This window comes from Bradyrhizobium sp. WBOS07, assembly GCF_024585165.1.
Taxonomy (GTDB): Bacteria; Pseudomonadota; Alphaproteobacteria; order Rhizobiales; family Xanthobacteraceae; genus Bradyrhizobium; species Bradyrhizobium japonicum_B.
On the sequence record NZ_CP029008.1, the window covers coordinates 5635515 to 5648727 of the forward strand.

The 13213-nt window shown below is 65.3% G+C and carries 12 protein-coding genes; 7 read left to right on the top strand and 5 right to left on the bottom strand.

The window, feature by feature from the left end; translation table 11 throughout:
- Nucleotides 1–275 precede the first annotated feature (275 nt).
- Complete coding sequence (locus tag DCM79_RS26845; protein ID WP_257177104.1) at nt 276–1850, top strand: alkaline phosphatase; 1575 nt, start codon at nt 276–278, stop codon at nt 1848–1850.
- Nucleotides 1851–2171: 321 nt separating this feature from the next.
- Nucleotides 2172–2990 carry an aldo/keto reductase gene (locus DCM79_RS26850; protein ID WP_257177105.1) on the top strand — a complete coding sequence of 273 codons (819 nt, stop codon included), beginning with the start codon at nt 2172–2174 and terminating at the stop codon, nt 2988–2990.
- A gap of 224 nt (nt 2991–3214) precedes the next feature.
- On the opposite strand, the gene DCM79_RS26855 is transcribed toward DCM79_RS26850, so the two are convergent.
- Together DCM79_RS26855 and DCM79_RS26860 are read right to left on the bottom strand one after the other, a co-directional pair.
- Nucleotides 3215–3448 carry a hypothetical protein gene (locus DCM79_RS26855; protein ID WP_257177106.1) on the bottom strand — a complete coding sequence of 78 codons (234 nt, stop codon included), beginning with the start codon at nt 3446–3448 and terminating at the stop codon, nt 3215–3217.
- Nucleotides 3449–3544: 96 nt separating this feature from the next.
- Nucleotides 3545–3997: a hypothetical protein gene (locus tag DCM79_RS26860; RefSeq protein ID WP_257180856.1), complete on the bottom strand. Its 453-nt coding sequence runs from the start codon at nt 3995–3997 to the stop codon at nt 3545–3547.
- A 159-nt stretch (nt 3998–4156) separates the two neighbouring features.
- Between DCM79_RS26860 and DCM79_RS26865 the strand changes: the two genes are divergently transcribed.
- On the top strand, nt 4157–4429 hold the full coding sequence (locus DCM79_RS26865; RefSeq protein ID WP_257177107.1) for a helix-turn-helix domain-containing protein: 273 nt from the start codon (nt 4157–4159) through the stop codon (nt 4427–4429).
- A gap of 351 nt (nt 4430–4780) precedes the next feature.
- On the opposite strand, the gene DCM79_RS26870 is transcribed toward DCM79_RS26865, so the two are convergent.
- Together DCM79_RS26870 and DCM79_RS26875 are read right to left on the bottom strand one after the other, a co-directional pair.
- A complete protein-coding gene (locus DCM79_RS26870) occupies nt 4781–6013 on the bottom strand; it encodes a PLP-dependent aminotransferase family protein (protein ID WP_257177108.1) in 1233 nt (410 codons plus the stop codon).
- Nucleotides 6014–6099: 86 nt separating this feature from the next.
- Nucleotides 6100–6627 (bottom strand): DUF3124 domain-containing protein, encoded by a 528-nt coding sequence (locus DCM79_RS26875; protein ID WP_337993289.1) that lies wholly within the window; start codon nt 6625–6627, stop codon nt 6100–6102.
- Nucleotides 6628–6691: 64 nt separating this feature from the next.
- Here DCM79_RS26875 and DCM79_RS26880 point away from each other — a divergent pair, with 64 nt between their 5' ends.
- From DCM79_RS26880 to DCM79_RS26895, 4 genes are all read left to right on the top strand, one after another.
- Nucleotides 6692–8422, top strand: a complete 1731-nt coding sequence (locus tag DCM79_RS26880) for a cation:proton antiporter (RefSeq protein ID WP_257177110.1) — start codon at nt 6692–6694, stop codon at nt 8420–8422.
- A gap of 169 nt (nt 8423–8591) precedes the next feature.
- Nucleotides 8592–9668, top strand: a complete 1077-nt coding sequence (gene ribB, locus DCM79_RS26885; RefSeq protein WP_257177111.1) for a 3,4-dihydroxy-2-butanone-4-phosphate synthase — start codon at nt 8592–8594, stop codon at nt 9666–9668.
- Between the two features lie 139 nt (nt 9669–9807).
- Nucleotides 9808–11022, top strand: a complete 1215-nt coding sequence (locus tag DCM79_RS26890; RefSeq protein WP_257177112.1) for an acyl-CoA dehydrogenase — start codon at nt 9808–9810, stop codon at nt 11020–11022.
- A gap of 184 nt (nt 11023–11206) precedes the next feature.
- Nucleotides 11207–12130, top strand: coding sequence for an MBL fold metallo-hydrolase (locus DCM79_RS26895; RefSeq protein ID WP_257177113.1), 924 nt, complete (start codon nt 11207–11209; stop codon nt 12128–12130).
- Between the two features lie 120 nt (nt 12131–12250).
- Here DCM79_RS26895 and DCM79_RS26900 read toward each other — a convergent pair whose 3' ends face one another.
- A complete protein-coding gene (locus DCM79_RS26900) occupies nt 12251–13105 on the bottom strand; it encodes a DUF1499 domain-containing protein (RefSeq protein ID WP_257177114.1) in 855 nt (284 codons plus the stop codon).
- Nucleotides 13106–13213 lie beyond the last annotated feature (108 nt).

Genomic DNA, 13213 nt, shown 5'->3' on the forward strand with positions numbered 1-13213 from the left:
CGGGGAGAGGGCTGTATCCTCAAAGGGACAATCCCCAAGAGGAGAAAGCCCTCTCCCGGCGCTCCCGCCGACCTCTCCCGCAAGCGGGAGAGGTGAACGACCCGCGGCAGTCGATTTAACCTAAACCCATTCCGCGCCAGGCAGCGGCGCTGCGGCCGCTGCATCTCGCCCCGTCATCTCCGCGTCGCAAAATCGTCGGCACGGGGTCAAGAAACCGTAAGCCGGGAGTCAAGGAGCGTAGGCACCTTCCGTCGCGATTCGACGAAGGTTTCCGAATGGCAACGCTCCGCGCTTCGCGCGCATGGACCCGGCGGCAATTCCTGGTCCGTTCGACCTCGAGCCTGGCGGTTGCCTCGCTCGGCACGCTCGCAACCCCGTATCTCAGCCGCGCCGCCGATCGTCCGCAGGTCGCCGGCGGCGTTCAGTCCGGCGACGTCTGCGACGGCTCCGCGGTGGTCTGGGCGCGCGCCGACCGTCCCGCGCGAATGCACGTGGAGTGCGCGACCGTCGAGAGCTTCAAGACCGTCCTTGCGTCGGCCTCGCGCGATGCGCTGCCGGACGCGGATTTCACCGCAAAGCTGCTGCTGAACGATCTTCCGCCGGGACAGGACGTCTTCTACCGCATCCGCTTCGACGATATCTCAACCGGCCTTCGCGGCGAGAGCCGCATCGGCCATTTCCGCACCGCGCCGGCCGCCGGCCGGTCGATCTCGTTCGTGTGGTCCGGCGACGTCGCGGGGCAGGGCTGGGGCATCGACGTCGCGCGCGGCGGCTATCGCAGCTATCGCACCATGCTCGACAACCGTCCCGATTTCTTCATCCATTCCGGCGATCACATCTACGCCGACTGCACGATCCCGTCGGAGCAGAAGCTTCCGAACGGCGAGACCTGGCGCAACCTCGTGATCGAGGAAAAGTCCGAGGTCGCGCACACGCTGGCGCAGTTTCGCGGCAATTACAAATACAACCATCTCGACGAGAACTTTCGCGCCTTCCACGCGGAAGTGCCGATGCTCGCGCAATGGGACGACCACGAGGTCACCAACGACTGGTCGCCGTCCGGCAGCTACGACGACGCAGGCTTCGAGGATGACGGCACCCCGCGCCTGGTCGCGCGCGCCCGCCGTGCCTTCTTCGACTTCATGCCGATCCGCGATATCGGCGCGCAGCAGGGCCGGGTTTATCGGAAGATCGCCTACGGCCCGCTGCTCGACATCTTCATGATCGACATGCGCAGCTATCGCGACGATAGCTGGAACAAGGGCAGTGACAGGCGCGGCTGGATTCTGGGTGCCGAGCAGCTCGCCTGGCTGAAGCGCGAGCTTATTGCTTCGCGCGCGACCTGGAAGGTGATCGCAGCCGACCTGCCGATCGGCCTGATCAGCCTGGACGCCGTCGCGCTCGGCGACGGGCCGCCCGATCGGCGCGAGCACGAGATCGCCGATCTTCTCAGCTCCATCAAGCGCGCCGGTGTGCGCAACATCGTCTGGCTCACCGCCGACATGCACTACACCGCCGCGCATCATTATGATCCGAGCCGGGCGCAGTTCCAGGAGTTCGAGCCGTTCTGGGAGTTCGTCTCCGGCCCGTTGCATGCCGGGACCTGGGGCCCGGCCGCGCTCGATGACACCTTTGGTCCGGTCGCGATGTACCAGAACGGCTGCAGCGCAGCGCAGGGTGAAAATCTGGCGCCTTGTTTCGGCCTGCAATTCTTTGGCCGTGTCGACATCGACGGCCGCAGCGGCGTCATGACCGTGACCTTGAAGGACGTCGATAATCGCAGCCTCTGGTCGGTCGACATCGCGCCGCAGCCACAAGCCCGACCGGCCATGGTGGCGCAGCATTCGTGAGGGGCGGGCGGCTCGCTTAACCTCTCCCGCTTGCGGGAGAGGTCGGCGCGAAGCGCCGGGTGAGGGCTTTCTCCTCTTGGGGATTCTCCCGTTGCGGAGGTACCCTCTCCCCAGCCCTCTCCCCAGCCCTCTCCCGCAAGCGGGAGAGGGAGCGCACTTCGCCCCTGGCGACGACCTGATCACACCTAACCCGATCTTGATTGGCCGGGCTGCCCTTGCCGGACTATGCTGCTCACTCCCGCCATCTCTTTTCCATCACCGAAGAGTCTGCTCATGCGGCAACGCGCGTCCGGCGGGATGCGATACGTCAGGAGCCTGTTCATGGACAATCTGAAGACACAGGGCATCAGCATGCCCAAGCTCGGCCTCGGCACTTTTCGCATGCAGGGCGATGCCTGCCGCGCCGCGGTCGAGAGCGCGCTGTCGGTCGGCTATCGCCACATCGACACCGCCGAGATGTATGCCAACGAGGAGCCGATCGGCTCAGCCATCGCCGCGTCCCGCCTGCCGCGCGGCGAGCTTCACGTCACGACCAAGGTCTGGCACGAGAACCTCACGCCGGATGCGATCCGGCGTGCCTTCGACGCCAGCCTGAACAAGCTCAGGCTCGACCATGTCGATCTCTATCTCGTGCACTGGCCCTCGAAGGCTGCGGATTGGGGTGCGGTGTTCGAGACCTTGATGAAGCTCAAGGAGGAGGGACGCACGCGCGCCATCGGCGTCGCCAATTTCACCACGGCGCTGCTCAAGCTCGCGGTCGAGGACATCAGGGCGCCGATCGCCTGCAACCAGGTCGAATATCACGCCATGCTCGATCAATCCAAGGTGCTGGCCTATCTTGCGGCGAAGTCGATCCCGCTCGTCGCATATTGTCCGCTGGCGCAGGGGCGGGTTGCCTCGGATCCGGTGCTGGCCGAGATCGGTGCCAGGCACAACGCGACCGCCGCGCAGGTCGCGCTGAAATGGCTGCTCGACCAGGACGGCGTCGCCGCGATCCCGAAGGCCTCGCGCCGCGAGAGCCAGCAGGCCAACCTCGATGCGCTGAAGATCACGCTCGACGATGCCGACCGCGCAAAAATCGCCGCGCTGCCGAAGGACAGGCGCTGCGTCAATCCGGGCTTTGCGCCGGCGTGGGATTAGCGAAGCCGGCGAAGCGTACCGCTGCACCCTCTCCCCTTGTGGGAGAGGGTGGCTTTGCGAAGCAAAGCCGGGTGAGGGGTTCTCTCCGCGCGCGAATCTCTTGCGTTGGGGTGCGCTGAAGCAACCCCTCATCCGGCGCTTCGCGCCACCTTCTCCCGCAAGGGGAGAAGGAAGAACGCAAAAGAAATGGCCCCGTGAGGGGCCACTTCCGTATCTACTCTGCATCAATCCCAGTGATGACGATGGCTGCGCTTGATCACCACGACCTTGTTGCGATGGTGGCCGCGGTGCCAGCCATGGTCGCGATGCACGCGGTATTGGGCGCGGGCGCCGTACGGGCCGTGATGATGATTGTGATAGCCGCTGCGCTTGATCACGACCGTCTCCGCACTTGCGAGCGTCGGCGCCGCGATCGCGAGTGCACCCAGGGCCGCAATTGCATAACCAAGCTTCTTCATGACGTCCTCCTCCAATTCGAATGCACATTTAAACCGCGCATTCACACGATCGTTCCGGAGGAATCGCAGGAGAATTCTGAACAGCTGTTCAGGTGACTAATCGCAACGCTGTTGTGGCGGCGTCGGTGCACCCGTCGCGACATACTTGCCGTCGCGGATCGTGTACTCGCCGCGCTCGCTGCGATTGTAGATCGCGCGCAGGCTGCCGTCCCTCAAGTGCGCCAAGCCGAACTCACGCGCCTGGTGCAGCGAAGGGAAGTACACCATCACATTGAGCAGGCCGTCGGCGCTGATCGTGGCCGACACCACCTCGTTCTCGTCCTTGGCGTCACCGAAATTGCGCCGGTACATCACCCGGCCGTCCTTCCGGATCTCGTAGCTCAGGAGCGCGCCCTTGTCGCGGTCGGGCTTGGCGGCGCAGTCGACCGCCCACGAGCCGAGCAGGCCCCATTGCTCGATCGTCGCAGCCAGTGTCTCGGCACCGGCCGCAGGCGTCATCGCCGCCCACAGCAGCGCAGCCGGGATCCAACGGCTCAAACAACGCGTCATGTCCTTGAAGAACCCCGCCTCGAAGAATTCCAAAGTGTAGCATCCCGCCCGTTTGCGTCCATGGCCGCCGCCGATCACTCGCGAATTTGATCCGCGTCAATGAGCCCGGTCTTTTCCGGGGTAGGATAGCGTTTCCCGAAGGCGAACCTGGATAGACCAATGCTGAATCAAGTCATGGATTTTGCGGGCGAAGTGCTGCCGGGGAGCTGTGCCGTGCCGCCTTATTCCGAGACCGAGTTTCTGACCGAGCTGGGCGATCGCCTGCGGTCCTCGCGCATGCGCTGCGACCTGTCGCGCCGCGAGCTGGCCCGCCGTTCCGGGATCTCCGAGCGCTACATCGCCCAGATCGAGGCCGGCAAGGGCAACGTCTCGATCGTGCTTTTGCTGCGGCTTGCCTCGGCGATCCACGGCAGCCGGACCCAGGCAGCCTGACCGGCTCTTGCCGGATCAATAGGGCTGGAAGACCGCCTCATGCCCCACTGACCAAGCCTCCGTGTCTGACGGGAAGTACCGCGTCATCGTCACAATCTGGTCTGCGTTCGATCGGTCTTTCCACAAGAATCCGTAGGTTCGGTGAGGCGATTTGATCCTCTGAGGCCCTTCGAACCGGTCAGACGCAATCCCACGTCTCGCGCACTCCGCTTGAAAGGCAAGCACGGCGTCTTCGCGAGCACTGGCTTCGGTACTCGTCGCGAAGTCCAAGACTTCGGCGGCGGCAACGACCAAGACGAGCGCGAGCACGATCCCGCCAAGCCAGGCGAAGATGCGCGCCGCTCGCCTCATCTAAGCCCGCTTCTCCACATTGGCGCTGCGGGCGGGCACGCCGAACTCCTTGCGGCAGACCTCGGCCAGCACGGCGACGCCCTCGCGAATCTGCTGATGCGTCGGACTTGCAAAGCACAGCCGCAGCCGTGAGCTGGAATGGCCCTTGTTGGTCGACCATTCCGGCCCCGGATTGATCGAGACGCCGGCGGCGAGCGCTGCCTGATACAGTTTCAGCGTATCGACCTGGTCGGGCAGCTTCACCCAGAGGAAGATGCCGCCCTTGGGCTCCTCGAATTCCGCCGCCGTCCCGAACTGCTCGTTCAGCGCCTCCATCAGCGTGTCGAGCTTGGTGCGCAGGGCCTTGGTCAAGGCCGGCACGTGGGTCGAAAAATGCGGCTTGCAATAAGTGGCGAGCACCATCTGCTCGAGTGCGCCGGAGCCGGCATCCGTCTTCAGCGCCAGCATCCGCGACATCACCTCCCAGGGCGCGACGATGAATCCGACGCGCAGCGCCGGCGCGATCGATTTCGAGAACGAGCCGATATGAATCACGCCGCCGCTCTCGCTCATCGCGTAGATCGCGGGCGGCCGCTGCCCGGACCAGACGAGGTCGGCATAGCAATCGTCCTCGAAGATCGGCACGCCATATTCGCTCGCAAGCTGGACCATCTCGGCGCGGCGGCTCTCGGGCATGATGCCGCCGGTCGGGTTCTGCACCGTCGGGATGGTGTAGATGTATTTCGGACGGATGCCGCGGCCCTTCAGATCGGCCAGCGTCGCGGCCAGCGCGTCCATGCGCATGCCGTCCTTGTCGAGGGGGACGCCGACCACGTTGACGCCGAGCCGCGCCAGGCGGGTCAGGGAGCCCTGATAACTGTCCTGCTCGAAGATCACGGTGTCGCCGCGGGTCAACAGCGTCGCGTTGACGAGGTCGAGCGCCTGCAGCGAGCCGGAGACGATCAGGAGATCGTCGACGGTGCAGGTGATGCCGGCATCGCGCTTCAGCTTCGTCACCAGGAATTCGCGCAGGGGCAGGTAGCCTTGCGGGCCGTGCGCCAGCCCGTAAGTCGCAAGCGAGCGTCCCTCGCGCCGCAGCACCGTGTTGGTCGCCTCGATCAGCTCCTCGAGCGGCACCTGCTCGGAATCGTTATTGCCGCCGACAAAGCTGTATTTGGCAAGGCCCGTCCAGCGCGCGGACGGGGCCGGCAGCCCTGCCGGAAACAGGGGCGCGAAATCGAAGCTGGACGTCATTGGGGCGTTCCTCGTTTCTGTTCTTTTGGAGCCGGCGTTGCACCGGCCAGTCTTGTGTCTTGGCCGGCCGTCCGGGCCGGACGGCGTTATTTCCTGGTGACCGTCCGGGTTGGACGGCCCTGGCTGATGAAAGCGTAATGCGCATTGGCGACGCCGCCAACCATCAAGGCCTCGACCACGGGCTCGGCGATCTCCCCTGTCGCGGCCCAGTCGACCAGGAAATTGGCCCCGGTCCCGCCGCGCACGTCGTCGATGGGAATGAAGACCGAGACGGTCGCCAGCGGCTTCAAGGCCACCGGCGCCTTCAGATAGTTCTCGACCTGCTTGCCTGCGGTGTCGAAATAGGCGATGCGTTTCATCACCAGCGGCTGGGTCTCGGAGGCGTTGTGAACACTCAAGGTCACCGAGAAGTCGATGCGCAGCTTGCCCCGGCTCATCGCCACGCTGGAGTAGGCGGGCACGTAGAATCCGCCGGAGACGGCGAGTTCTTCCTTCGGCATCGCGGTGAGGGAATCGGCAAAGTTCTGTTCGATATTGACTTTGGATTGTGCGGCGGCGGGCACGGCAACGGCGAGGGGGCATAGCAGCATTGCTGCGAGCAACCCCTTTCGCATGTGACGAATTGCTCGCTTGCCGCGCCGCAACCCGTCTCTAGGGTGCAAAACGGACCAATTTGGTATGCACGAGCTCATTCGCGACATCACTCTTTCTATCCTCTTCGCCTGGATGCTGGGCCTGCTCGCCCATTTCTCCCGGCAGCCGCTGATCCTGGCCTACCTTATCGCCGGCTTCTGCATAGGTCCATTCGGCGCCGGCTGGGTCCATTCGCAGGAATCGATCAGCGTCATCTCCGAGCTTGGCCTGATCTTCATGCTGTTCATGATCGGGCTGGAGATCGACCTGAAGAAGATCGTGCGGGCAGGGCGGGTGATCCTGTTCGCGGCGGGCAGCCAGCTGCTCGTCGGCTGCCTGCTCGGGGGTCTGTTCTTCGTCGGCATCGGCCTGGGGCTCGGCGGCGGGCACTTCGATGCGGTCTACCTCTCCGTCGCCTGCGCGCTGTCCAGCACCGTCATCATCGTCAAGGTGCTCTACGAGAAGCGCGAGCTCGACACGCTGCCGGGGCGCATCACGCTCGGCGTGCTGGTGCTTCAGGACATCTTCGCCATCCTGTTCCTGGCGGTGCAGCCGAGCCTAGCCAATCTGCAGGTCAGCGTCATCCTGCTCTCGATCGGCCGCGTTGTGGTGCTGGTCACGGCCGCGCTGCTGGTCAGCCGCTACGTGCTGCCGAGGCTGTTCCACCAGATCGCCCGGCGGCCCGAGCTGATTCTGCTCGGCGCGCTCGCCTGGTGCTTCCTGGTCGCGGAGACCGCGTATCAACTGTCGCTGTCGCGCGAGATGGGGGCGCTGATCGCCGGCGTCTCGCTCTCGACCTTTCCTTACGCGCTCGACGTCACCGCCAAGGTCACCACGCTGCGCGACTTCTTCATCACCCTGTTCTTCGTCGCGCTCGGCATGACCATTCCCGTGCCCGGCCTCTCGGTGATCAGCCTGGCCTTGATGATCGCGGCGTTCACGGTGGTGAGCCGCCTCGTCACCACCTTCACCCCGCTCTACCTGATGAAGCAGGGCCTGCGCGCCAGCCTGCTGCCGGCGCTGAATCTGGCGCAGATCTCCGAGTTCTCGCTGGTCGTGATCCAGACCGGCATCACCGATCACCACATCGCAGCCGAGACGGCGAACGCGGCCTCCTTCGCCTTCGTGGTGCTGGCGGTGCTCTCGACCTTCGCGATGAGCCGCAGCGACGAGATCACCCGCTGGGCGATCGGTCCCTTGAAACGGATCGGCCTGCGCGACCTCGACCATGGCAGCGGCCATGGCGAGGAGGGGCACGAGGGCGGCCACGGCGAGGCCCGCCGCATCGTCATTCTCGGCTTTTTCCGCGCGGCGAGCGCGCTCTTGGCCGAGATCGAACGGCAGACGCCGGTGCTGCTCGAGCAGATCACGGTAGTCGACTTCAACCCCAATGTGTACCAGACCCTGCTTTCGCGCGGCCTGCACGTGATCTACGGCGATATCAGCAATGTCGATACGCTGCTCCATGCCGGCATCGGCAAGTCCGAGATCATCATCCTCAGCGTGCCGGATTCGCTGCTGAAGGGCGCCACCAACGAGAAGCTGGTCCGCCACGTCCGCGCGCTCAATCCGACCGCCCTGATCGTCGCCACCGCCGACCTCCTGGCCGACGTCAGCGCCCTCTACGAGGCCGGCGCCAGCTACGTCACCGTGACCCGGCTCAGCGATGCGCACGAGCTGTTCACGGTCATCGAGGCGGCCCAGGCGGGCCTCTTGGCCGACAAGCGCGCCGAGCTCGATCAGCGGCTCGGCGAACGGCGCGAGGTGCTGCCCTGACGGCGTCCGGCCCGCTTCCGCTCCGCTGTCTGTGCCTATATCCTGGTATCTTTGGTGCAAGCCGGCCCTGCGACGGCCCGCCGCCCGGAATATGCGGTTGCGTCCAGGACACTAGCGCCCCGGTCCAAGTCCGGCTAAGCCTCCCGGCATAACCGATAGAGATTGGGAAATGCCCGATAGCATTCAGGAAGTCTTGCAGGCCTTTGCCCGGGGCGAGCTCGTCGTCGTCACCGACGACGAGGACCGCGAGGGCGAGGGCGACCTGATCGTCGCCGCCTCGCTCTGCACCGCCGAGAAGATGGCGTTCATCATCCGCCACACCTCCGGCATCGTCTGCGCGCCGGTGACCAGCGAGGACGCGCGCCGCCTGCGGCTCGATCCGATGGTGGCCCACAACGACTCCGCGCACACCACCGCGTTCACGGTGTCGATCGACTACAAGCCCGATGGCGGCACCGGGATCTCCGCCGAGGAACGCGCCTCCTGCTGCCGCGCGCTGGCCAATCCCAACGTCGGCGCCAACGATTTCGCCCGGCCCGGCCACATCTTCCCGCTGATCGCCAAGGACGGCGGCGTGCTCCTGCGCTCCGGCCATACCGAGGCCGCGGTCGATCTCTGCAAGCTCTCCGGCCTGCCGCCGGTCGGCGTCATCAGCGAACTGATGAACGACGACGGCAGCGTGATGAAGGGCGAGCAGGTCGCGCAGTTCGCCGCCAGGCACAAGCTGAAGCACGTCACCATCGCGGACATGATCGCCTACCGCCAGGCGCGCGAGAAACTGATCGAGCGGGTCTCGACCTTCGTCACCGAAAGCCCGATCGGACCGTTGCAGGGCTATGCCTACCGCTCGCCGTTCGATTCCATCGCCCATGTCGCCTTCGTCTACAACGGCGTCGGCGACGGCAAGAACGTGCTGACGCGCTTTCACAAGCCGAACATCGTCAAGGACATCTTCACCGGGCACAAGCGCATGGCGGCGGTGCTGGAGCATTTCAAGAAGTCCGGCCGCGGCGTTCTGGTCTATTTGCGCGACGGTGCGGCCGGTGTGCCCGTCGCGGCGCTGCCGGACGAGACGGCGACGGAGGCCGACCGCAACCGCCAGTGGCGCGAGGTCGGCGTCGGTGCGCAGATCCTGCGCGATCTCGGCGTCACCTCGATCCGGCATCTCACCTCCTCGGTGCACGACTACAAGGGCCTGTCGGGCTTCGGCATCGAGATCGTCGCCAACGAGCAGCTCGAGAGTTGACGCGCAATGTCGTTCCGGGATGGCGCTGAAAGTGACCGCCCCCGGAACGAGCGAAAACCAGGACGCAATTGCACTTGTTGCCGCGGCGCTTTAGTTTGTCGGGCAATTGTTGACGGAACCAGACGTGAAAGGACGTTTCATGAGCGTGCGCCCTCAGGCCAAGGACAAGCCGGCTGCGGCTTCTTTCCAGTGGGACGATCCGTTCCTGCTCGACGAGCAGCTGACCGAAGACGAGCGCATGGTGCGCGACACCGCCCGCGCCTACGCCCAGGACAAGCTGCTGCCGCGCGTCTCCAAGGCCTATCTCGAGGAGAAGACCGACCGCGAGATTTTCAACGAGATGGGCGAGCTCGGCCTGATCGGCATCACGCTGCCTGAGGAATATGGCTGCGCCAATGCGAGCTACGTGGCTTACGGCCTCGTCGCGCGCGAGATCGAGCGGGTCGATTCCGGCTACCGCTCGATGAACTCGGTGCAGTCCTCGCTGGTGATGTACCCGATCTACGCCTATGGCGACGAGAACCAGCGCAAGAAGTACCTGCCCAAGCTCGCCAGCGGCGAATGGGTCGGCTGCTTCGGCCTGACTGAGCCGGACGCGGGCTCCGATCCCGCCGGCATGAAGACCCGCGCCGAGAAGGTCTCGGACGGTTATCGCCTCACCGGCAGCAAGATGTGGATCTCGAACGCGCCGATCGCCGACGTGTTCGTGGTCTGGGCCAAGTCGGCCGCGCACGACAACCAGATCCGCGGCTTCGTGCTGGAGAAGGGCATGAAGGGCCTGTCCGCACCGAAGATCGGCGGCAAGCTGTCGCTTCGCGCCTCCATCACCGGCGAGGTCGTGATGGACGGCGTCGTGGTCCCCGAAGACGCGCTGCTGCCCAACGTCTCGGGCCTGAAGGGTCCGTTCGGCTGCCTCAACCGCGCCCGCTACGGCATCTCCTGGGGCGTGCTCGGCGCCGCCGAGGACTGCATGCATCGCGCCCGCCAGTACACCCTGGACCGCAAGCAGTTCGGCAAGCCGCTCGCCGCAACCCAGCTGGTGCAGAAGAAGCTCGCCGACATGCAGACCGAGATCGCGCTAGGCCTCCAGGGCTCGCTTCGCGTCGGCCGCCTGATGGACGAGGGCAAGTTCGCGCCCGAGATGATCTCGATCATGAAGCGCAACAATTGCGGCAAGGCGCTGGACATCGCCCGCGTCGCACGCGACATGCACGGCGGCAACGGCATCTCGATCGAGTACCATGTGATGCGCCACGTCCATAACCTCGAGACGGTCAACACCTACGAGGGCACCCACGACGTCCACGCCCTGATCCTGGGCCGCGCCATCACGGGCATTCAGGCGTTTTTTTAGACGCCGCGTTCTTTGGTCGTGGCTAGCTTGTTCCGCTGTCATCGCCCGCCTTGTGCGCAGTGCGCACGGGGGCGGGCGATACAGTATTCCAGAGACCTCGCCTTCGCCTCAGCGCCGCGGCGTACTGGATACCCCGCTTTCGCGGGGTATGACGAAGAGTGGGTTGGTCCGTATAGGAAGTCCCATGTCCGACAACGACGACGTCCCGTTCAACCGCAATTTTCCACTGCGTCCCGGCATCGTCGAGGAAGTCCGGCCCGGCGTGCGCCGCGTGCTCTGCAACAATCCGAGCCCGTTCACCTTCACCGGCACCGTCAGCTACATCGTCGGCCGAGGCAATGTCGCGATCATCGACCCCGGTCCCGACGATGAGGCGCATGCGGCTGCGCTGCTCGATGCCGTGCGCGGCGAGACGGTGAGCCATATCTTCGTCACCCACACCCATCGCGACCATTCGCCGAACACGGCGCGGATCAAGCAGGCGACGGGGGCGCCGGTCTATGCCGAAGGCCCGCACCGCGCCTCGCGTCCGCGTTTCGAAAGCGAGAAGCACAATCCGGAATCCGGCGCCGACCGCGATTTCGCACCGGACGTCAACGTCGCGCATGGCGACGTCGTCGAGGGCGACGGCTGGCGGCTCGAGGCCGTGGCGACGCCCGGCCACACCGCCAATCATCTGGCATTCGCCTGGCCCGAGCGAAAGTTCAATTTCGTCGGCGATCACGTGATGGGCTGGTCGACCTCGATCGTGGCGCCGCCGGACGGCTCCATGATCGACTACATGGACTCGCTGGAGCGGCTGGCGGCACGCGAGGAGGATCTCTATTTCTCGGGCCACGGCCCTGAGATCCCCGACGGCCAGCGCTTCGTGCGCTTCCTGATCCGTCACCGCAAGGCGCGTGAGGCCTCGATCCTGCACCGCCTCGCCAAGGGCGAGACCGACATCCCGACCATGGTCCGCGCGATCTATATCGGCATCGATCCCAGGCTGACGACCGCCGCCGGCTATTCCGTGCTGGCGCATCTGGAGGATCTGGTCGCCCGCGGCGTGGTCGCGACCGAGGGCGATCCTGTGATCACGGGGACGTATCGGATGGCGAACGCGTAGCTCTCCGCCGTCATTCCGGGGCGCGGCGAAGCGGCGAGCCCGGAATCCATTCATCCACCAACTCTGCGGCGCGATGCATTCCGGGCTCGCGCTGACGCGCGCCCTGGAATGACGGTGGAGCTATTTCTTCACCGTCTTTGCCGGCGCCTTCGGCGGCGTCACCGGCGTCTTCTTCACCGGCTTGAGCGCGTCGGCATCGGCGGCGCTATTGAGATCGTCGATGAATTTCTTGATCCGCGCGGCGTTGCTGCCGAGATCGCTGTCGAAATTGCGCGAGGCCGAGCGGATGTCGACGCGGGAATCGTCGCCATCCGCCACGAACCTGATCGAAATGTCCTCACGGAAACCCATGATCGGCGTGCGCGCCACCGCCTCGATGCGGCCGATGCGGCGCGGCGGCTGCGGCGCACGCTCGTCGATGACGATCCATTTGCGCTTGTGGATGAGCTGGAGTGCGATCGCATAGGCGCGGTCGACGGAAATCTCGAGCTCGACCGGCTCGACGTCGGGATAGAAGTGGCGCTGCTGCTCCGCCGAATAGAGGCCGGCATAGACCGCGGGGTTGGTGCCCTCGCCGGTGCGCAGCCTTGCCAGGGCGTCGAAGCGCGGCGGGTCGATCGGGTCGGTGGTGATGTCGTAGATCGCCGGCAGCTTGCGATATTGCAAGGCCAGATAGGCGGGATAGGCGAGGATCGCCCCGTCGATCAGGAAAGCGAGCAGGATGCGCGCCATGCCGCGCGAGCCGTTCTGCCAGATCGCGGCAAAGCCTAAGAGCCCGAACAGGATCGAGAGACCGGATATCGCGAGCCCGCCAAGGAAGGTGGCGAGCGCCGGCTTCGGCTCCAGGAAATCGAAGCGGACGATGATGATCGACACCACTACGGCCACCACCGCGAACACGGCCAGATTGCGCGCCCAGCTCGCGAGGCTGGACACGGGCTCCGACTGGTAGGGAGCGGAAAACCTGCGGGCCATCGAGTGCTCTGCCGGGTTGGCGATGCCGGCCGGTAAGGCGCGACGACGAGCCCGTTGAGACCACGGTCCGGGGGCAAATTCAAGAGTTCCGCAGGTACCTCGTTCGTC